We start from the raw sequence: 20,663 nt of genomic DNA on the forward strand, positions 1-20,663 counted from the left end.
CGGCTGCGTTCACGTGCGTCTCCTGTAATCGGTACAGGAAAGCGAATGTACAAGCCGCGCCGCCGCGCGCGAACCAAGAAAATCCGCTAGCGATATGGCTAAGCGCGATATATCGCTTAGCGCTTTTAATGCAAAGCTTTTCGTGCGGCCTTGAAGCGTTTTTTCTGTTCCGCCTTTAGCGCGCGCATGGCGTCCTTAGAGGAAATATCGCTATGGGTGGCAAGCAGCGTGCGGCTGGCGACTACATCGTTCAATGCACCGAAATGCTTTTGGAGGCGCTTGAGCTGTTTGAGCTTCAAGCCCTTCTTGCGCGCGAGCATCGGCTTAAAAAACTCCAGCAGATAGCGCACCTTTTTGCCCGCCTTGCGCACCTCGTGATAAGCCGCGTAATCGGAACGCTTGGCCTTGAGCGCATTCCTGATGCGCTTCTTCAACTGCTTCTGCGCAGCACGTACACGCGCTTGCGCGAACCGCTCGATTGCAACCCGTTCATGCCCCGTGTTGAGTTGATGCTTCGCCTGCCTGAGTCCGTCGGAAAGCACGTGTTTGACGTCTGCATTCGTGATGGTCTGAATGCTGGTGGCCAGCGCCGAATCGCGCTGCTTTTTCAGTGGCTCGCTGCCCTGCGTCGCATCCAGTTCGTCGAGCAATTCGAGCAAAATGTCCCAGTCCCGCGTGCTGCCTGCGGATGTCGCCAGAAACTTGCATAGCGCGCGCTGCTGCGTATCAAATTCCTTATCGAGCAGCGGCCGATACGCCCAGAACAGCGTACGAAGCCTGCGCAGCGCCACACGCAGTTTGTGCAGCACTTCCGGATCGACATCTCCGTTCAGCGCCGATACTTGCGCGGTCGCTTCATCGACCAGCGGTGAGGCCAGCTGGCCAAACATGGCTTCGGCTGTATCGTCGCTGTTGGTTCGGCTGTCCATGAATACGCTCCTTTCCGGTGCCCGGGTCATCGATCCATGCAATTACCATTCCCTTTCACGAATCGGTTTTGCGCCATCGCGCGTCAAGGGATTTATGGAAATTAAATGTAACGCTGCGAAGGTGCTCCCAAACAAAAATCACGTTGGGTACACTACCTGCCAACTCGCGGACAGCCCGCGCGATTCAAGCTAATTCAAAAAGAAAATTCGGAGCGAAGTTGAGGAAGAGAGCCACGGTGGTGTGTCGCAGAGGCAAGCACATTCTGCTCGTTGCAAGGCGGGCGAAGTGGGCTTTGCCGGGTGGAATTCTCAAGCGTGGCGAAGCGTTATCGCATGCGGCGTTGCGCGAGCTTAAGGAAGAAACGCGACTCTCGGGCAAGTCGGCCAAATACCTGTTTCAGTATCGCGGCTCGCAGAAGCATCACCATGTGTTCTTTTGCGATATCTCCAAGCGCGCCAAGCCGCGCGCGAGCAATGAGATCGCCAAGTGCCGCTGGGTGCATGTAGAAGACATCGCCCGTCTGACGACGAGTTCGCCGACCAAGGTGATCGTCAAGATTCTCGGCAAGAAGGCGTGAGTAAGATCGCGCGCGTTTAAACGTTCAGAAGAATGACACGCTTGCCCGGTTCGGGCATGCCGGCTTCGATCACTGCCTGCGTAATGCGCTGGCGATTCACCTGGAACGCGAGATTGAGTTGCTGGCGCGATGCATTGGCCGCGCCCAGACGTTCGACCGCCAGCCGTGCCGGCAGAATATACGAGCAGAAACCCCAGCCGTTGCCGAAGGCGGAGAATTGAATCTCGTCGTTGGCGACGATCGGCCGTGACAAGTGCAGGCCGACGTTTTCGGTAGCGATAGAGGCGTTCATAAAGGTGGGTTCCGTTGACAGTGGATTATCCCAGTTCCGCTAAGCCTTGGCATCTGTTAGAGCGTGGGCGAGCCAACACATTCGCCTTAAATAAATGGGCTAGGAAAATTTGAATGGCTTAGGGAATAAATCCTAAGCAAGGTCAATACATGGACGCTAAAAAATACCAAGAGAAATTGCCAGGGCGTCACGTAAATGACATGAATATTCGCTAAGGAAATCCGCACCGCAAAAGGCCATCAATAACGGCGCGAGCACCCTTCGGGTTGAGCGCGGGAAGAGCGCCTTTTCCCTGCCTGTTCAACCGATTGAACCGCGACCTGATTCGCTACACTGGTTTCCGTGGTGCAGAACAACGCACCGCAAACGCGAACCAAGATAGTCACTGAGCATCCCGGCTTACCTCTAACCCTTTACCGGAAAGCAGCGTTGTCGAAGTCGCCGTTGAAGTCGTTGTTTTGCCTTAATAGCAAGTTGCTTTAAATGAAGTGCGCACACACTCGCAGCCCCGACTGGATGTCTCAGCCGGGGCTTCGTTTTTGGGCCAACGCAAGGGGCAAACGCAAGGGGCCAACGCAAGGAGCAAACCCAAGCCAAAGCTGATACCCGGTATTCCTTACCGCGTGGAGCGCAAATAAATGACGTGCTATCCTTGCCCTCGCCTTGTCGCGCTGTCCCACAACTAAAAAAACGAGCGCGTATCACCCGCCTGCAGGCCGCCGTTAAAGAAGCTCAACGGTGTGCCGTCATTAGAAACAGGCGCGGACCGCATGCGGAAATTCTTTCATCGGTTTGCCGTGAGGAAAGCACATTCTCTTAGCGAATGTGCTTTAAGGACTTCCGTTCAAGGCTGATTGCTTCGCCTTAAGAAGCGTCCAACCGCGTGCGGTGCCATTCACTTTTCTAAGTGCGCACTCGACGCGTTCGGATGTCCTTTATTCCGATGATAAACACAGGGATCCGCCGTGCGGACCCTTAGGAATGGCTTGATGAAAACGGTATGGAATTCGTTGCGGTCGAAGTTCGGCCGCACCATGACGGGCGTTGCGATTGCACTCGCCCTCATTGCAGCTGTGTGCTTCGCAATGTTGCGTCAGGAACCCGAGCAAGCGACCCCGCAAGTCGCGGCGCTAAGTGGCATAGCCAGTCAGATGCGGCATGACGTGACGCCGTGGACGCACAGCGAGAAGGACGTGTCGCAACTGACACGCGATATCCGCGATCACAATATCGCTGCGATCGGTGTGAGCCGTGACGCCATGCTTGTTTCGACGGTCAAGGACGACAAATACTATGTCGTCGATCACAACGGCGCGTTTTCGAACGCGCTGCTGGCGGGCGAATTGAAAGCGGACGGCAGCGCGGGCTATCAACTGGTGTGGCTGCCGGACGCGCATATCCGCACCGGTCTTGCGCGCTGGTCCAATCTCTTCACCATTCTGCGCGATGTGTTCAGTCTGCTGCTGCCGCTGCTGATGGTCGGCGGTCTGTCCTGGTTCATGCGGCGCGAGATGCGCGGCGGCGCGCAATTGCTGGCCAAAGCGCCGGTCATGCGCTTCGACGATGTCATCGGTGCAGGCGAAGCCAAAGCCGCCCTCGCCGATGTCCAGGCGTGGCTCACCGAGCCCAAACAATTCACCGGCATGGGCGTGCGCGCACCGTGCGGCATTCTGATGACGGGCGGCCCCGGCGTCGGCAAGACGCGTCTGGCGCAGGCGCTGGCGGGCGAATGCGGCGCGAACTTCATCGCGATTACGGGCAGCTATTTCAGCGCGAAGTACTACGGCGTCGGCATTCAGAAGGTCAAGCATCTGTTCGAGATGGCGCGCAAGAATGCGCCGACGGTTATCTTTATCGATGAAGCCGATGGTCTGGGCAAGCGCACCGATACCGGCGGCGGTCCGGTCGAAGCGGAAACCAACCGCATCATCAATCAACTGCTGGCGGAGATGGATGGCTTCGAGTCGAACGAAGGCGTGATTATCGTCGCGGCGACGAATCATCCTGAGAATCTCGATGAAGCGCTGCGCCGTCCGGGCCGTTTCGATCGGACCATTGCCGTGCGTCTGCCCGATCTCGACGACCGCGCAAGAATTCTGCGTTTCTACGCAAAGAATCTCAAAACCAAGGGCGACGATATCGACTTCGATCAGATGGCGCGTCTGACCACGGGCCTCTCACCCGCGACGCTGGCGATGATCGTCAATCAGGCGGGTCTCGTTGCGCGCAAGAGCGGCAAGAGCGAAGTGGCGGCGGCGCATTTCATCGAAGCGATCAAGATCGCGCGTATCGGCGATATCAACGGCGCGGAGCGCGCGCTCTCGGACGATGAACGCACGCGTATCGCCATTCACGAAGCGGGGCACGGTCTCGTGGCGGCGCTGCTCGGCACCGGCGTGCTCGAAGAAGTGACCATTCTGCCGCGCGGTGGCGCGCTGGGCGTCGCGCTCATCACGAAGATGCAGGACAAGCATCTGTATCGCGAAACCGAAATGCGCAATGAAATTCAGGTGCTGCTCGGCGGGCGCAATGCGGAACTGCTGATGTTCAAGGAAGCATCGAGTGGCGCGGCGCAGGACTTGCAGGAAGCATCGCGTATCGGGCTGGATATGGTGTCGAAGTACGGCTTCAATTCGGACGGCGATCTGTTCAGCCTCGCGTCGCTGCCACAGCAGTACGCGGGTCTGCAATTGAAGGGCGCGATCGAAAATACCAACGAATTGCTGCGCGATCTGGACGATGCCACCTTCGCGCTGCTGAAGGCCAACGAGCCGGTGCTGCGCGCCATCGCCGATGAACTGCTGGAAACGGAAACGGTGCCGGGCGAGACGGTGTATCGCCTGATTCGTGAGCATGCTGCGGCAGTGAATGCCGTCAACGAAGTGCTTGCGGCTTAATCCTCAGACGCCCGAAAGCACCACAATCAGCCGACGCTGCGTTCGAACTTCGCATCCTTTCGATTCGCAGCGGAATAAGCCGATTCGAGCCGATTCCCGCCGAGCGACTTCGCGCTATACAGCGCACGGTCACCGGCGGCGAGCAACCCGGCAAGCGTGTCCGCATCCTTTCCAGATAGCGCCATACCGATACTCACCGTCACCCTGATCTGCACGCCGTCCGCTTCGTGCGATACGGTCTGCGCAAAACGCCGGATCACGCTTTCCCCCGCCTCTCTCGCGCGCCGCCCATCATGCGACGGCAACAGCGCGACGAATTCTTCCCCGCCCATGCGCGCAAAAATGGCGTGCTCACCGAGCACATCGCGGGCGACTTTCGCGAAAGACTTGAGCACTTCGTCGCCTGCTTCGTGGCCGAAGCGGTCGTTGATCGCTTTGAAGTTGTCGAGGTCGAGCGCGAGACAGGCCAGCGGATGCGCGGCATCGGCTGCGCGCATCGCGTGTTCGGCTTCGGAGAAGAACCATCGGCGATTGCCGAGTCCGGTTAGATAATCCGTCTGCGATTCGCGCAGCAGATCGGCATGCGCTTCATCGCGGACGAATTTGAGCAGCGTCATCGGCAAGATGACGGAATAGAGCACGCCTTCGTACATGGTGAACTTGCCGGCAATCGCCAGCGCGCCCGGTCCAAACGATGCCGCCATCCAAGGCAAAATCACCGCGCGAAACGCATAGAACAGCGCATGGCCGCCCGCTATAAAGATAGCGATATTGCGCGCCTGTCTGCCCACGGCTCCGCTCATGCGCATCAGTTCACGCGCGGTCAATCCGCATACGACGGCGATGGGAATCGCGCTCAGATACGCCCACATCACTTCTTCCCAGCGCTTGCCCGCAATCACCCACGCGAGCGCAAGCAGCACGAGCACGCCAATAGGAAGTCGTCGATAACGCCGCCCGTTCAACAGCGCGACGCCCTGCATATTGAGCAAATAGCCCGACACGATCACGAGATTGCTCAGCGCCGATCCCAGCGCGCCCGGCAAATTGTGACGCACCAACGCCGCCGCGCAGCCAGCCGCAAGCACCGCGTAACCCGCAGCCAGAACGCTCAGTTCTTTCCTGCGCCGCTGATAACTGCGCTGCTCCCAGAGCGTCAGCGCACAACTGGCGATGAGCGTTCCGACAGCCAGCAAATATAACGTAAGGAGATCGACACGCATGTGCTCGCTGGGCCTTTCGCTGGCCGGAGACAGTCAGACATGACTGGTTAACGGTCAGTTGTCCGGATTCTTGAATCTTCCGAACACCCGCGCAATCAGCGTGCCTTTTCGAGCGATTTACCTCGCAACCGCCGCCTCGACCGCCGCAAGATACGCCGCCAGCGCGCGCCGCACTTCGCGCAAATAACGCTTCGCCAGTTGCACATCGCCCATGGCGGAACGGAGTTTGACGGTCAGTGCGCCGCTTGCCAGCGCGTGAATCATATCGACGTAAAGCTCGCGTTCGGAAGGCTTGATATCCGGCATGCGCGTATCGATGACGCGGCGCAGCGTGCTGTGCTTGTGCTTCTTTTTGTCCTCGTCGTGGCGCATGGACGGCATCAGCATCAGGCAATCGGGATTGCGCTCGAAGTAATCGATATGCGGCGTCATAAAGCGATCGATCACCGCCTCGGCCGTCAGCGCGCGCCACGTGTCGTTATCGATCTGACTGAGTTCATCTTCCAGTTCTTCGAGCGCCGCAATGTGGCGATCCCACAACGCCGCAAGCAAGCTGTCGCGATCCGGAAAGAAGTGATACATCGAGCCGATCGGCGTTTGTGCACGCCGCGCAACACCGTGCATGGTCACGCCTTCCAATCCCTTTTCGACGATAAGTTCAGCCGTTGCATCCAGCACGGCTTCAATACGCGCGCGACCGCGTGCCTGCAAGGGCGAGCGCGCGGTGCTCGGACGTTCTTCGGTACGCGAAGTCTCGCCGCTGTCGTCGCGGGGCTTATTCATTTGCTGTTGTTCCTGCTGTAATTGCTTTGGGGACAAACTAGACGCATGCGTCTAGATTCGTGCATACTAGACGGCATCGTCTAGTTTGGCGCGCGTGGGGAAGTAACGCAACCGGGCAACCGGGGAATGGAACGCGTTACTACGCCGTCACATATCAAAGGCTACCGCATGAAGACGGTGGCGCATCGAGTCGGAGAAATCATGGCAGTTACAGCACCGCCCTCGGGCGGTAACGCGGGTGAAGCCGCGTCCAGCAAAACGTCGCGCAAACGCGTGTTGATCGTGATCGGCATTGTCGCGGTGGTGGCGGGGATCGTGTGGGGCGCGCGCTGGTGGAGCGTCGGGCGCTTTATCGAAAGTACCGACGATGCCTATTTGAAAGCCGACAGCGTGACCATCGCGCCGAAAGTGAGCGGCTATATCACCGAAGTGCTGGTCGGCGACAATCAGGCGGTCGCGGCGGGCGCACCGCTGGCACGGCTCGATACGCGTCAATATCAGGCATCGCTCGATCAGGCCAAGGCCACGCTCGATGCGCGCGCCGCCGATATTCAACGCGCCGAAGCCGATCTGTATCAGCAACACGCCAATGCAGAACAGACGAAAGCGCAGGCCGAAGTCTCGCGCGTGAGCCTCGCGCACGCGGAAGACGATGTGCGGCGTTATCGTCCGCTGGTGGCGACGGGCGCGGAAACGGAGGAGCGCTTGTCGAGCCTTATCTCCACGCGCGATCAGGCCAAGGCCACGCTCGCCGCCAATCTCGCAGCGGTGAAGTCGGCGCAGACGCAGATCGGCGCGACCGAAGCGACGATTGCGCAGGCGCGCGCGCAGCTTGAAGCGGCGCAGGCGCAATTGAATCAGTCCAAGCTCGATCTCAACGACACCACCTTGTATAGCCCGCTCGCGGGGCGCGTCGGCGATCGCTCGGTGCGCGTCGGTCAGTACGTGCAACCGGGCACGCGGTTGATGACCGTGGTGCCGGTGACATCGGTGTATCTCGAAGCGAACTTCAAGGAAACGCAAGTGGGCCGCATGCGGATCGGCCAACCTGCGACGCTGCATGTCGATGCGCTCAAAGGCACTGATTTGCACGGCGTCGTCGAGAGTTTCTCGCCCGGCACCGGCGCGCAGTTCGCGCTCTTGCCGCCGGAAAACGCCACCGGCAACTTCACGAAGATCGTGCAACGCGTGCCGGTGCGCATTCGTGTCGATACCGGTCCGGAAACGCGCAAAGTGCTGCTGCCGGGTCTTTCCGTGACGGTCGAAGTCGATACGAAATCTGCCAGCGACGATAGCCGCCGTATCGACGCTGAGAATCGCCATGAGTAATGGCCAAGCGCAGGCGCAGCCGCACGCCCGCGCGAGCGCCACGGATTGGATCGCGGTCACGGCGGGCGCGTTGGGCGCGCTGATGGCCACGCTCGACATTTCGATCACCAACTCCGCGCTGCCGCAGATTCAGGGCGAAATCGGCGCGACCGGCACGGAGGGCACGTGGATTTCCACCGGCTATTTGATGTCGGAGATCGTGATGATTCCGCTCGCCGCGTGGCTCACGCGCGTGTTCGGCCTGCGCAATTTCCTGCTCGGCAATGCGGTGCTGTTCACGCTGTTCTCGGTGATGTGCGGCCTCTCCACGTCCCTGCCGATGATGGTCGCAGGCCGCATCGGCCAGGGTTTCACCGGCGGCGCGATGATCCCGACCGCGCAGACCATTATCCGCACGCGATTACCGCGCGAACAGATGCCGGTCGGCATGACCATCTTCGGCCTGATCGTGCTGCTCGGGCCGCTGCTCGGTCCCGTGCTCGGCGGCTGGCTCGCGGAAAATATCTCGTGGTCGTGGTGCTTTTACGTGAACATTCCCGTCGGCATTGCGCTGGTGGCGCTCCTGATCGCGGGCTTGAAATCGGATGAGACGCATTGGGAAGCGTTTTTCAAGGCGGACTGGGTCGGCATTCTCGGGCTGGCGATCGGCCTCAGTTCGCTGACGGTGGTGCTCGAAGAAGGCCAGCGCAATCAATGGTTCGAATCGACGGAAATCGTCACGCTGAGTTGCGTGACCGCGTTCGGCATGTTGCTGATCGCGATCTCGCAGATGTTTTCGGCGAAGCCGATCGTGCGTCTCTCGCTGCTGCGCAATCCGCGTTACGCGAGCGTAATTCTGATCGTGTTCGCGGTCGGCGCGGGCTTGTATTGCGTGTCGTTTTTGCTGCCGCAGTTCTTGAGCATCGTTGCGGGCTATAACGCGTTTCAGTCCGGTTCGATCATGCTCGTCTCCGGCGTCCCCGCGTTTCTCATCATGCCGATTCTGCCGCGTCTGCTCGGCAAAGTGGACTTTCGGATATTGGTCATCAGCGGTCTGCTGTTTTTCGCGGGAAGCTGTCTGCTCGATATTTCGCTCACCGCACAAAGTGTCGGACACGACTTCTTCGGCTCGCAAATTCTGCGCGGCTTCGGCCAGATGCTCGCGATGATGCCGCTCAATCAGGCCTCGATGGCAGCCGTCTCGCGCGAAGAATCCGGCGATGCGGCTGGCCTCTACAACATGGCGCGCAATCTCGGCGGCTCGGTCGGGCTTGCGATCATCGGCACGGTGATCGACCGGCGCAACGACTTTCATAGCGAAGCGATCCGCGAATCGCTGACGGCGAATTCGGTGCTCGGGCAAGAGCGTATCGCGGGGAGCGCGGCGAGTTTTTATGCGCAAGGCGGCGACATGGCGCACGCGCATATGCAGGCGCTCGGCCAGTTGTCGATGCAGATCGGCCAGCAGGCTATCGTCATGACGTACTCGGAGACGTTCTACATTCTGGCGATTGCGCTGCTCGCATGTCTGCCGCTTGCGCTATTGCTCAAGACACCGAAGCATTCCGGCGATGCTCCTTCTGCTGGTCATTGAGGCTGGTCACTGAACACATGAAATATTCGACGATGCAACTCCCCTTCACGCGCCTGCTTCCGCTCGCCGCCATCGCGATGACGCTCGCCGCGTGCACGGTCGGCCCCGACTATCACGGCGCACCGGATATCGCGTCGGAGTCCGTAAAAAGCGGTACATTCGTGCGTACGCCCGCGCAAGGCGTGACAACCACGCACGCGCCCGCATCATGGTGGCTCGCACTGAACGATCCGCAACTCAATAGCCTGATCGACAGCGCACTGGCCGATAACCCCGACCTCAAGATGGCGCAAGCGCGCTTGCGTCAGGCACGTTCGCAACTGCGCGGCCAGCAGGCGAACGAATTGCCGAAGGTATCCGGCGCAGCGGCGGCATTGCGCATGCGTTCGCCGGATACATCGCTATTCGGCTCATCGTCGGGCGATACCGGTCGCGGCCCCGTCGATTTCTACACGCTCGGTTTCGATGCCTCATGGGAAATCGATCTGTTCGGTGGCACGCGGCGCGCGATCGAAGCGGCATCGGACGAAGCGGATGCGGTCCACGCCGATCTCGCCGACACGCAAGTCTCGCTCGCGGCGGAAGTGGCATCGGCGTATATCGATTTGCGCGATCAGCAGGAACGGCTCGCGCTCGCGCAGCAGACCGCCGAGTATCAGCAGCAGATGCTCACGTTGACGGCGCAACGGCGCGCACGCGGCACGGCGGCGGACGTGGATGTCGAACGCCTGACCACCCAAGTCGATACGACGCGCGCCACGCTCGTGCCGCTGCAAGTGCAGATCACCGATTCGCTCGATCAGCTCGCCGTACTCACTGGCCGCGCACCCGGCGCGCTCGATGCCGAACTCGCGCAGCGCGCGCCCTTGCCTGCGCTGCCCGCAAGCGTGCCAATCGGCGATCCGGCCGCGATGCTGCAACAGCGCCCGGATATCCGCGCGGCGGAGCGACGGCTGGCATCGAGCAATGCGCAGATCGGCGAGCATATCGCCGATTATTTTCCGAAGGTCTCCTTGCTCGGCGATATCGGCTTTTCAGCCGCCGATCCCGGTCATTTGCTGCGCAAGCAGAATTTCTCGTGGCTCGGCGTGCCGTATCTGCAATGGAATCTGTTCGATTTCGGCCGCACGTCGTCGAGCGTCGATGCAGCGCGCGCCTCGCGTGACGAAGCCGAAGCGCGCTATCAGAAGACCGTGCTCGCGGCGCTGAAGGACGCGAATTCATCGCTGTCGCGCTATGGCAATCAGCGCGAGCATGTGGTGCGACTCGAAGCCGTGCAGCAATCGTCGGAACGCTCGGCGACGCTGATTCGCCAGCGATATCGCGCGGGGGTATCGACGCTGATCGATCTGCTCGATGCGCAACGCACCGAGTTCGCCGCGCAGCAGGACGTGGTCGCTGCGCGTGCGGAATTGCTGAAGGACTTCGTGTCCTTGCAGAAGGGGCTGGGCCTCGGCTGGCAGGCGAACGACGCCACGCAAGTGGCGCAGTCGCGCTGAGCTCAGGTGAGCATGGGCTTGAGGTCAGGATCGCCTTTGCTCATCGCCCGCTGATACCCCGGCCGCGAGCCGATCCGCTGCAAATAAGCCAGAATATGCGGATACGGCGCGAGATCGAGCGGCTGAAACAGCCGCATGGTCGTGAGCGAGAACACGCTCATGATGTCGGCGGCGGTGAAATCGCTGCCTGCGAGATAGTCGTTCTGCCCAAGGCGCGCTTCGATAAGCGCGAGTACTTTGTCCAGTCTCCCTTGCACGGCAGTTTGCACCGGATGATCCGCTGCCAACGCGCATCGACCGATCATCATCGAGCGTCCCATCACCGGTTGCAGATTGCCGTTGGCGAAATGAAACCAGTACAAATAGGCGGCAAAATCCGCATGATCCGGCGCGTGCTGCAAGCGCCCGTGGCCATATCGCGCCAAAATATATTCGACGATGGCCGCCGACTCGGCCAGCAACATGCCGTCTTCTTCGATCAACGGCGCCGCGCCCAGCGGATGCAAAGCCTTCAACTCCGGCGGTGACAACATCGTGACAGGGTCGCGCGTGTAGTGTACGAGTTCGTACGGCACGCCCAGTTCCTCGCACAGCCAGACGATCCGTTCCGACTGAGAATGACCCAGATGGTGAATTTTCAGCATGAAAGTGTGTCCCTCCTTAAAGTGCTGCCTATTATTTGATGCCGATCAGATTTCGACGCGTGTCATTGTTGAGGCAACATTCAAGCCTGGATCACGATTAAAACGCATATTCGCCCCGATGAACTCCCGCCTCATCAGTCTCGCCCGCATTCCGTACTTCCTGCCTCTCTCCGCCGCCACGCTGATGCTGGGCATCGCGTTGTCGTTTACGGCACCGTATCTGTCGCTGTTCGGCGTCGAACAGGCCGATATGACGCCCTTGCGGCTCGGCGTATTCATGACGCTGATCGCGGCGAGCGGCGTGGTGGCGAGCGCCGTGGCGGGCAAGTGGTCGGACAAGCGAGGACATCATCGTGAATTGCTGCTGGGCACGCTGATCGCGGCGGCGCTGGGCTTTCTGGCGCTGTGCTTCGTGCGCAATTACGCGATGCTGGTAGGAATCGGCATCGCGTTTCTGGGAGTCGGCGGCGCGGCCATGTCGCTGGTATTTTCGTTTGCCCGCGCCGCGCTGCCTGTTGACGATGAAGCCGAGCGCTCGTTCGCGCTGGCATCGCTCAGAACGGTTTTATCGATGGCATGGGTCTTCGGGCCGTCGGTCGGCGCGCTGGTGCTGGCGGCCGCGGGCTTCTATGGCCTGTTCCTATTCGCGGCGGCGTGTTTTGCAGCCTGCGGCGTGATCGTCTGGCGCATGCACGATTCCCCAAAGGGCGACCCGCACAGCGCGCCGGCCCACTATGCGGGAGAACCGGCTTCGCTGCTCGAAGTCACCGCGCCCGATACCGATGAAACCGTGCCGCCGCACGAAGGCCCGCAGCATTCGCGCGCGGAAATCTGGCGCTCGACGGTGGCGCTGACGCTGATCGGACTGGCGGCGAGCGCGACGATGATCGTGCTGCCTTTGTACGTGGTGCATGGCATGCACGGCTCGCGCATCGATGTATCGATCATGCTGGGTCTTGGCGCGCTGCTCGAAATCCCGATGATGCTCGCGCTCGGCGCGCGTGGTTCGCGGCTCGACAAACAGCGCTGGCTGGCGGCGTGCGCGGTGGTGCATACGGTGTACTTCGTGGCGGTGGCGGCATCGCCCAACATCGAATTTCTGATTCCGATGCAAGCGTTCAACGCGTTCGTCGTCTCGGTGACGTCGTGTCTCGGCATGACGTATATGCAGGATCTGATGCCGCGCAGTCCGGGCGCGGCGACGGCGCTGTTCTTCAACGCATCGCGCGTGGGATCGATTGCGTCTGGCGTGCTGTCCGGTGCGCTGGTGGCGGCGATGGGGTATCGCGGAACGTTTCTGGTGTGTGGGGTGTTGACGATCGGGAGTTTTGTTTTGTTTGTTAATCCGCCATTTAAGGCCTACGCGCAGCGTTCGTGGGCGTGGTGGAAGGGGCGGCGGGAAGCTGCGCGATAGGCGTGTTCAGTCGCATCTGGCTTGATCGAATTGACAGGAATGCCAACTTATTCGGCGCCTTACGTCAAATAAAATTCACTCCAACCTCACCCGCGGTAGTGTCTTTCAGAAAGGCCAATTGCCTTAGCACGCCCGAACCAATACTTATCCATTGTTCGCGCTCCCCGGATTCTCAATTTGCCTGCCGGGTCTTTTTCCGCAGCTTTCACGCTCCTACAGTACGTGTTCTCGCGTCGGACGAGTGTTTCGTCTCGACTTGCCTCATCTTCAAAGCCAAGAACCGATATGCATATCGACACCCCCGCAAGCGCCGCCCCGGCGCACGATCAATTGGCTTCGCTACGTCAGTGGCTTGCCGTGCTGGCCGTCGCCATCAGCGCGTTCGCGTTCGTGACGGCGGAGTTTTTGCCGGTCGGCTTGTTGCCGCAGATCGCGCAGGATCTCGGCATCAGTCCCGGCATCGCCGGTTTGATGGTGACGACGCCCGGCGTGCTGGCCGCGATTTTTGCACCAGCATCGATCATTCTGGCCGGACGTCTCGATCGTCGATACGTCTTTCTGCTGCTGACCGCCGTGCTGCTCGCATCGAATTTGCTTTGCGCGGTCGCGACGAGTTTCCCCGTCGTGCTGATCGGCCGCGCCATGCTCGGCGCCGCGCTCGGCGGCTTCTGGACGCTCGCGACCGCCGCCGCGCCGCGTCTCGTGCAGCCGAAACACGCCGCCAAAGCCACCGCGACCATTCTCGCGGGCGTGACCTGCGCGACCGTGATCGGCGTGCCGCTCGGTACGTTCATCGCGTCGTTCGCGTCGTGGCGCATGTCGTTCGCCGCGACCGCTGCGCTCGTGACGGTCGCGCTTGTCGCGCAACTGTTCCTCGTGCCGTCGCTGCCGTCCGCCACGCGTCTGCGCCTCGGCGACTTCAAGGCGCTGCTCGCGAATCCTCATACGCGTCTGAGTTTGCTGATGGTCGCGCTCGCATTCGGTGCGCATTTTTCGACGTACACGTATATCGCGCCGCTGCTGCAGGAAGACTTCTCGCTGCAAGCCATCACCTTGCTGCTGCTCGGCTTCGGTTTTATCGGCTTCGTGTCGAATGCGTTGATGTCGATGGTCGTCGCCGATCATCTGAAGAAGTCGGTCGCCGTGATGATCCTGCTGCTGCTCGCCGCGATTTCGTCGATGCTGCTGTTCCGCCACTCGCGCATCGGGGAAACGGCGGGGATGCTGGTGTGGGGCGTCGCATTCGGCGCGATGCCGCTGTGCTTCAGCGTGTGGATTCAGCGCGGCATGGCCGATTATCCGGAAGCCGGATCGGCCATGTTCGTCGGCATCATTCAGGTGGCGATTGCGGCGGGTTCGGCGGCGGGCGGCGTGATCGTCGATCGCGCGGGCGTGGATGCCGACTTCGTGATGGGCGCGGGTCTCGCCGTGCTCGGGCTGATCACGCTGCAACGCGTGGCATCGCTCGAAAAGCCCGCTGTGCGCCGCGCAGCGGACCCGAATTGCGAACCTTCGTTAGACTAAGTAATTTCGATTACCACGGCACTTCGCCGTTGGCATCGACGAAATGGCCGGTGAGTTCGCCGTCTTTCAACAGCGCGAGTCTCACCGGCGTGCGCGCGGCTTCCGCGGGCGACAGATAGCCTTTGTGCCCGCTCAGGTCGGTATCGACATAGCCGGGACAAATGGCGTTGACGAGAATGGGCGTGTCGCGCAATTCCTGCGCAAGCTGCACGGTCAGCATATTCAGCGCGGCCTTCGATGCGTTGTAGCCGATCAGCCGCACTTCGTAGTACGCCGAGGACGCGTCGCCATTCATGGCTAACGAGCCAAGCGTGCTCGATACGTTGACGATGCGCCCCGCAGCAGACTTTCGCAGCAACGGCAGCATCGCTTGCGTAACGCTTAGGGTGCCGAAGAAATTTGTTTCGAAGATGCGGCGCGCGGCATCGACAGAAGCGGTGCTTGGCGGACCGTCGTTTTCATCGACAGCACCTGCGTTGTTGATCAAGATATCCAGCTTGCCGAATTGCTTGTCGATGCTCGCGGCGGCAGCGGCAATACTCTCCGCGTTCACGATATCGACCTGCACGAACGCGGCATCGAGTCCTTGCGCTTTCAACTGATCCACTGCGGCTTGCCCACGCTCCGCATTTCTCGCGCCGATCAGCGCAAAAACGCCTGCCTGCGCGAGTTGCCGCGCGGTTTCGAATCCGATTCCCTTATTCGCGCCCGTGACGAGTGCGATACGCGCTGCCGTGCTTGCCATGTGTCTCTCCTTGAAGAACGTGGAAGGCGTGCTTCAGGGATTATGTCGCCGATCCGAACTTATTGCCGACACCGCTTTATTCGATACCCGCCGACCATTCTTTCATGCTCAGATTCGCCTTCGCGCCGATAGTCAGAAACGGCTGCGGCGGCAGCGGCTTCGGCGCGTCGAAACTGCGAAAGACCTGCACGAGCCACGAATCGAGACCCATCGCTGCTTCGGCGGCCGCCATGCCCGATGCAGTGGCTTTTGTCGCGCCCACGCCGTTGCACGCGATCGCCGCAAACATGCCCGGCTCGATCTCGCCGAACGCGGGCACGCCATTCCATGTGAGTGCCATCGCGCCCGCCCAGCGATACTGCATGGCGATGCCTTTGAGCGTCGGAAAACGCGCATCGAACTTGCGATCGTGCACGCGGCCCGCACGCGCGATCGCGCCTTCGCTGACCTGCATGCGCGGATTGTAGGTATAGCGCGAGCGAATCAGCACGCGATCGCCTTCTTTGCCTTGCACGCGGCGTACTGTGGTGCCCATTGGAAACGCGGGCGTCGCGCCCCATGAACGCTCACCGCCGAGCCGCTTCGGATCGAATGTTTCGGTCATGGACGCGTACGTGTAGACATGCAAAAGCTGTCCGCGAAACAGGCCGAAATTCTGCGCTTGTCCGTTGTTGGCGAGAATGATTTTTTCCGCGTTGACAATTCCCTTCGGCGTCCTGATTTGCCAAGACGAGCCTTGCCGTTCGATCGATACCGCCGGCGTGTTTTCGTAGAGCGTGACAGGCGCTCGAAACGAATCGGCTAATCCTCGAACGTATGCAGCAGGCTGGATGATGACCGTCCCCGGCGTATAAATGGCCGATGTGAACGAAGGCGTGCCAGTGACGGCGGCGATCTGCTTTGCATCGAGCAAGGTGTACGGCTCGTGCACTTTGTCGAGTTGCTTTGCGTAGGAAGCGACGTGCTTGTCGCCCTGCGGACCCATCGCAATGTTGTACTTGCCGCACGGATCGAAAATATCCTTGCCCCAGCCGTTTTCATTCGCGACGTCCCGCGCCAGCGCAATCGCCATGCGATGCACGGCGATATCGTGCTTGCGCGCGTCGTTACCGGAACCGCTGTAGTCTTCGGACGATACCTCATGTGGCAAGTCGATCACGAAGCCCGAATTGCGCCCCGTTGCGCCATCGGCAATTTCACCGGCTTCGAGAATCACCACGCGCAATGCCGGATCGAGTTGCGACAGACGGCGCGCGGCGGACAGCCCCGCAAAGCCGCCGCCGATAATTGCGATATCGGCACTCACCGTTTGATCGAGCGACGGATGCGGCGTGCGGCGCGGCATCATCGCGACCCATCCGGATCGGCCGAGTGTTTGCGGAAACTTGCTGGCGATTAACATAGTTAGTTTAACCAATCATCTTTTCACGCTCGATCAACTCACCGAGCGCGCTACGCAACGCATCGATCTTTTTCTCCGCTAAACGAGCCAGCGGACGACGCGGATTGCCCGCACCATAGCCCGTCATCTCCGCCGCTGCATACACAGACTGCACGTAATCGCCTTCCCAGATCAGCGACATGGCCGGTTCGAGCAGACGCCAGATTTCCCGCGCCTCGTCCCAGCGATGCTCCTGCGCAGCGCTCGCGAATTGCAAACACGTTTTCGGTGCGAAGTTCGCGCCGCCCCAGATCAGGCCCTTGACGCCCGCGTACAGCGCGTAAGGCACGAGCGCATCGGCACCGTTCATCATCGGCAGGCCGGTGCGAATGAGTGCGGCCTGCTTGGCCAGATCGCCGCTGCTGTCCTTGACCGCGAGGAACTCGGGAATCTCGTTCAGACGCCGCAGCAAAGCAGGTGTGATCTCCACACCGACGGCCTGCGGCACGTTATAGCCGATGATCGGCAGCCCGCCGCGCGCCACGTCGGCGTAGAAATCGAACACGCCATCGTCATCGGTCGGGCCTTCGAAGAAGGGCGGCAGCACCATCACGCCGTCCGCGCCGCAATCGGCCGCATGACGCGTACGCTCCACGACATCATCGACCAGCAACGCCGATGTCTGCGCGATAATCTTCGCGCGCCCGTCAATCACCTTCGTGCCGAACGCAATCAGATCTTTCGACTCTTGCTGCGACAGATACACGTGCATACCCGTGCCCGAACTGAGCACGAAGCCGCGAATACCTGCGGCAAGGTACTTTTCGATCAACTGTTCGAGTCGCGCGTGATCCGGCGTTCCGGCGTTTTTAAACGGAGTACTAATCGCCAGATTGATGCCTGTGAACGCAAAATCCTTCATTTTTCAAGCCTCGTTTAGAATTCGATCGGCACGGCCACGCCGTCCGGCGCAACATAAGACGCCATATTCCGCCGCGCGAGATACACATGCGCGCGCACTATTTCTCCAGCTGCATCGGCATCGCGACGTTGAATCGCTTCGATGATGTCTTCGTGTTGCTGCATGGCCTCCGCTAGCTCTTCGTCCATGCGTTCGTCGCGCGGCTGATAGAACGTCTTGCCAAGCCGCGCGTGATCGATCAGCAAGCGCGACAAGCTCGGCAACAGATACGGGTTATGCGCCATCTTGCCGATTGCATAGTGGAACTGATCGTTGGCCAGCACGCGTTTATCCACGTCGCTGCCTTCCACGGCGGCGCGAAAGCGTTCCTGAATGCGCTTCAATTGATCGATTTCCGCCTGCGTCGCGTTCGATGCCGCGAGCTTCGTGGTTGCCACGTAAATCAAAGGCGCGGCGAGAAAATAATTGCGCAGCGAATCGAAGTTCATGGAGGCCACACGTGCCGCGCGATTCGCTTCCAACTCGATATACCCTTCCGCCGCCATATGCCGCATCAACTCGCGCACCGGCGGCCGCGACAGGCCGAATTCCTCGGCAAGCGCCACTTCATCCAGCGACGATCCGGGCGCGAGTTCCATGCTCAAAATGCGATGTTTCAACGCCTCGGCAAGCGCCGCCTTGCGGTCTTGCGATGGCGCTTGCGCATCGTCCCGATCGATCTCTGCGACGCTCGATTTCATGCCCTTCTCCTGTTGGCCAAATCTTGTGTCTACAAATTGTATTCGTCCAGACTTCAATGTGTCTTATGCGGGAAGTCACTGATATGACGGACTTTTCTGGCGCAACGCACGCATAACCTAATGTAATGTCGCAGCGAAATTAAAGCGCATTGACGCGGATTTTCCGTCCTTCAATACTCGGCGCACATCCACTGAACGCGTTTCAACAGACTCATCGCTATGAACTCGGTCCAAAGAATTTTCGATGCGGCTCAAGATCCGGAAGCCCGCTTTTCCAGCGCCGCGATGTGGGAAAACGGCGCGCGCCAATGGGCTAGCGGCGAGCAGCAAACGCTGACATGCTGCCGCGTGATCGACGAGACGCACGATGTCAAAACCTTCGAGTTTCGCGTCGGCGATGGCGCGCCGGTGCGCTTCGAGCCGGGCCAGTTCATGACGGTATCGGCGCAAGTGAACGGGCAGTCGGTCGAGCGCTGCTACACGATCTCTTCGCCACCGACGCGACCGTATCTGCTTTCGATTACAGTCAAGCGCGTGCCGGGCGGCATCATGTCGAACTGGCTGCACGACAGTATGCAGCCCGGAAGTTTGCTGCGCGCATATGGCCCGTCGGGCACGTTCACATCGACGGCGGCGGCATCGGATAAAGCGTTATATCTGTCGGCAGGTTCGGGCGTGACGCCGTTGATGTCGATGACGCGTGCGAGCATCGATCTCGGACTAAATCGTGACGTGATCTTCGTGCACAGCGCGCGCACGCCTGCGGATATCGTCTTTCGCAAGGAACTTGAGCGCCTGGCGGCATTGTCGCCGCGCCTGCGCACCTTCTTCGTTTGCGAAGGGTTGGGCGATGAAGCCGATTGGAACGGCCCCATCGGCAGGCTCAGTCTTCAACTGCTCGCTGACTTTGCGCCGGATTATTTGGATCGCGAAGTATTTACTTGTGGTCCGGCGGGCTATATGAGCGCCGTGCGCGCGCTGCTGCACGAAGGTGGCCATGATCCCGCGCGCTACCACCAGGAAAGCTTCGATATCACCGCAGATGTTGCCCCTGAACCGCGACCTGAACCGCAAACAGCGACAAAGGAGACCTTCACGGTCAAGCTGTCGCGCTCATCGAAAAGCTTCACGATGAATGCGTCCGAAACCGTGCTTTCCGCCGCCAGAAAAGCCGGCGTACCCATTCCGTCTTCATGCAGTCAAGGCGTATGCGGCACGTGCAAAACAAAAGTGCTGGAAGGTTCCGTCGATATGAAACACAACGGCGGGATCCGCGAACGTGAAGTGCTCAAAGGTTTTCGTCTGCTGTGTTGCAGCCGTCCGACTTCCGACCTGACGCTGGAACTCTGATCATATTAATTAATCAACGGAGTCCGAAACATGTCGATTCAACCGAGCGATAAAGCAAGCGTGCTGCGCGAAGTGCGGCCGTATCGGCTCAGGCGCGTGCAGGATCAATTGCGCAAGCACGATTGCCCTGCCATTCTGCTTTACGATCCGGTGAATATTCGCTATGCAACGGACACGTCCAACATGCAGGTCTGGGCGGGCCGCAATCCCGCGCGATACATCATGGTCTTCGCGGATGGCCGTATCGTCGCATGGGAGTTTCATAGCAGCGAGCATGTGTGGGACGGGCTGGATCTGAACGTCGAACTGCGCGGCGCAAAAAGCTGGACCTTCTTCAACGCGGGGCACGAAGCCGAGCACCGCGCGAAAGAATGGGGCGCTGAAATTGTCGATGTATTCCGTCAGCACGCGCCGGAAAACAGCGTGCTTGCCGTCGATCGGCTCGATCCGTTCGGCACGGCTTACCTCGAAAAGCAAGGCATCACGCTACTCGATGGACAAGCGCTGATGGAAACCGCGCGCCTCATCAAATCACCGGGCGAGCTTGTTTTGATGGGCGAATCGCTGCGCACGGCGGAAAAAGGCATCGAACGGATGCGGCGTGAACTGCGTCCCGGCATCACCGAAAACGATCTGTGGGCCAATCTGCACTACGAGAATATCCGGCACGGCGGCGAGTGGATCGAAACGCGCTTGCTTGCATCGGGTGACCGCACCAATCCGTGGATGCACGAGTGTTCGTCGCGCGTATTGCAGGACGGCGATCTGCTCGCATTCGACACCGATATGGTCGGACCCAACGGCTATTGCTCCGATATCTCGCGTACGTGGCGCGTAGGC

At 60.2% G+C, this 20,663-nt stretch carries 18 protein-coding genes; 9 read left to right on the forward strand and 9 right to left on the reverse strand.

What is annotated here, in order from left to right:
* Positions 1-125 precede the first annotated feature (125 nt).
* Entirely contained in the window at positions 126-929 is an 804-nt protein-coding gene (locus P7F28_RS10005) for a CHAD domain-containing protein (RefSeq protein WP_277184335.1), read from the reverse strand.
* 218 nt (positions 930-1,147) lie between these two features.
* Between P7F28_RS10005 and P7F28_RS10010 the strand changes: the two genes are divergently transcribed.
* The gene (locus P7F28_RS10010; protein ID WP_277184336.1) at positions 1,148-1,507 is read left to right on the forward strand and encodes an NUDIX hydrolase; all 360 of its coding nucleotides are present in this window, start codon (positions 1,148-1,150) and stop codon (positions 1,505-1,507) included.
* A 16-nt stretch (positions 1,508-1,523) separates the two neighbouring features.
* On the opposite strand, the gene P7F28_RS10015 is transcribed toward P7F28_RS10010, so the two are convergent.
* A complete protein-coding gene (locus P7F28_RS10015; protein ID WP_277184337.1) occupies positions 1,524-1,799 on the reverse strand; it encodes a hypothetical protein in 276 nt (91 codons plus the stop codon).
* 989 nt (positions 1,800-2,788) lie between these two features.
* Between P7F28_RS10015 and P7F28_RS10020 the strand changes: the two genes are divergently transcribed.
* Positions 2,789-4,696, forward strand: coding sequence for an AAA family ATPase (locus P7F28_RS10020; protein ID WP_277184338.1), 1,908 nt, complete (start codon positions 2,789-2,791; stop codon positions 4,694-4,696).
* A gap of 26 nt (positions 4,697-4,722) precedes the next feature.
* On the opposite strand, the gene P7F28_RS10025 is transcribed toward P7F28_RS10020, so the two are convergent.
* The gene (locus tag P7F28_RS10025; protein ID WP_277184339.1) at positions 4,723-5,919 is read right to left on the reverse strand and encodes a diguanylate cyclase; all 1,197 of its coding nucleotides are present in this window, start codon (positions 5,917-5,919) and stop codon (positions 4,723-4,725) included.
* Positions 5,920-6,036: 117 nt separating this feature from the next.
* Entirely contained in the window at positions 6,037-6,702 is a 666-nt protein-coding gene (locus P7F28_RS10030) for a TetR/AcrR family transcriptional regulator (RefSeq protein ID WP_277184340.1), read from the reverse strand.
* Between the two features lie 201 nt (positions 6,703-6,903).
* Between P7F28_RS10030 and P7F28_RS10035 the strand changes: the two genes are divergently transcribed.
* From P7F28_RS10035 to P7F28_RS10045, 3 genes are read left to right on the forward strand one after another with little or no spacing between them, the layout of a single operon-like run.
* Positions 6,904-8,031, forward strand: a complete 1,128-nt coding sequence (locus P7F28_RS10035) for an HlyD family secretion protein (protein ID WP_277184341.1) — start codon at positions 6,904-6,906, stop codon at positions 8,029-8,031.
* The gene (locus tag P7F28_RS10040) at positions 8,024-9,604 is read left to right on the forward strand and encodes an MDR family MFS transporter (protein WP_277184342.1); all 1,581 of its coding nucleotides are present in this window, start codon (positions 8,024-8,026) and stop codon (positions 9,602-9,604) included. Before P7F28_RS10035 ends, P7F28_RS10040 begins: the two co-directional genes overlap by 8 nt.
* A gap of 32 nt (positions 9,605-9,636) precedes the next feature.
* Positions 9,637-11,103: an efflux transporter outer membrane subunit gene (locus tag P7F28_RS10045; RefSeq protein WP_277184343.1), complete on the forward strand. Its 1,467-nt coding sequence runs from the start codon at positions 9,637-9,639 to the stop codon at positions 11,101-11,103.
* A 2-nt stretch (positions 11,104-11,105) separates the two neighbouring features.
* On the opposite strand, the gene P7F28_RS10050 is transcribed toward P7F28_RS10045, so the two are convergent.
* Positions 11,106-11,747 (reverse strand): glutathione S-transferase family protein, encoded by a 642-nt coding sequence (locus P7F28_RS10050; RefSeq protein ID WP_277184344.1) that lies wholly within the window; start codon positions 11,745-11,747, stop codon positions 11,106-11,108.
* A gap of 118 nt (positions 11,748-11,865) precedes the next feature.
* Between P7F28_RS10050 and P7F28_RS10055 the strand changes: the two genes are divergently transcribed.
* Together P7F28_RS10055 and P7F28_RS10060 are read left to right on the forward strand one after the other, a co-directional pair.
* Positions 11,866-13,161 (forward strand): sugar efflux transporter, encoded by a 1,296-nt coding sequence (locus tag P7F28_RS10055; RefSeq protein WP_277184345.1) that lies wholly within the window; start codon positions 11,866-11,868, stop codon positions 13,159-13,161.
* A 285-nt stretch (positions 13,162-13,446) separates the two neighbouring features.
* Positions 13,447-14,685 (forward strand): MFS transporter, encoded by a 1,239-nt coding sequence (locus P7F28_RS10060; protein ID WP_277184346.1) that lies wholly within the window; start codon positions 13,447-13,449, stop codon positions 14,683-14,685.
* A gap of 10 nt (positions 14,686-14,695) precedes the next feature.
* Here the strand turns inward: P7F28_RS10060 and P7F28_RS10065 are convergent, their stop codons facing one another.
* From P7F28_RS10065 to P7F28_RS10080, 4 genes are all read right to left on the reverse strand, one after another.
* The gene (locus P7F28_RS10065) at positions 14,696-15,430 is read right to left on the reverse strand and encodes an SDR family oxidoreductase (protein WP_277184347.1); all 735 of its coding nucleotides are present in this window, start codon (positions 15,428-15,430) and stop codon (positions 14,696-14,698) included.
* Between the two features lie 76 nt (positions 15,431-15,506).
* Positions 15,507-16,778, reverse strand: coding sequence for an FAD-binding oxidoreductase (locus tag P7F28_RS10070; protein WP_277184349.1), 1,272 nt, complete (start codon positions 16,776-16,778; stop codon positions 15,507-15,509).
* Positions 16,779-16,839: 61 nt separating this feature from the next.
* Positions 16,840-17,733: a dihydrodipicolinate synthase family protein gene (locus P7F28_RS10075; RefSeq protein ID WP_277184350.1), complete on the reverse strand. Its 894-nt coding sequence runs from the start codon at positions 17,731-17,733 to the stop codon at positions 16,840-16,842.
* A 14-nt stretch (positions 17,734-17,747) separates the two neighbouring features.
* Complete coding sequence (locus P7F28_RS10080; protein WP_277184351.1) at positions 17,748-18,473, reverse strand: GntR family transcriptional regulator; 726 nt, start codon at positions 18,471-18,473, stop codon at positions 17,748-17,750.
* Between the two features lie 219 nt (positions 18,474-18,692).
* Between P7F28_RS10080 and P7F28_RS10085 the strand changes: the two genes are divergently transcribed.
* Together P7F28_RS10085 and P7F28_RS10090 are read left to right on the forward strand one after the other, a co-directional pair.
* Positions 18,693-19,823, forward strand: a complete 1,131-nt coding sequence (locus P7F28_RS10085; RefSeq protein ID WP_277184352.1) for a hybrid-cluster NAD(P)-dependent oxidoreductase — start codon at positions 18,693-18,695, stop codon at positions 19,821-19,823.
* A gap of 30 nt (positions 19,824-19,853) precedes the next feature.
* A partial coding sequence (locus P7F28_RS10090) for a Xaa-Pro peptidase family protein (protein ID WP_277184353.1) occupies positions 19,854-20,663 on the forward strand: 810 nt, incomplete at its 3' end.

The sequence above is a fragment of the Caballeronia sp. BR00000012568055 genome (assembly GCF_029439455.1).
Lineage (GTDB): Bacteria > Pseudomonadota > Gammaproteobacteria > Burkholderiales > Burkholderiaceae > Caballeronia.